Raw genomic sequence first — 250 nt, forward strand, 5'->3', positions numbered from 1 at the left:
GTTCACGATCGCGCCGAAATCGAGCAGCTTGAGCACCGTGCCTTCGTACACCTGGCCGACTTCGATCTCGGCCGTGATCTGCTCGATGCGCTTCTTCGCTTCGGCCATGCCGTCGCTGCTCGTGCTCGCGATCGTCACGACGCCGTCATCCGAGATGTCGATGGTCGTGCCCGTTTCTTCCGTCAGCGCGCGGATCACCGAACCGCCCTTGCCGATCACGTCGCGGATCTTTTCCGGGTTGATCTTGATG

At 61.6% G+C, this 250-nt stretch carries 1 protein-coding gene; it reads right to left on the minus strand.

From position 1 onward, the window contains the following. The coding region (locus AAEY72_RS15760) for a KH domain-containing protein (RefSeq protein ID WP_352311578.1) at positions 1-250 on the minus strand (250 nt) is incomplete at both ends.

The organism is Psychrobacter sp. W2-37-MNA-CIBAN-0211, assembly GCF_040309405.1.
Taxonomy (GTDB): Bacteria; Pseudomonadota; Gammaproteobacteria; order Pseudomonadales; family Moraxellaceae; genus Psychrobacter; species Psychrobacter glaciei.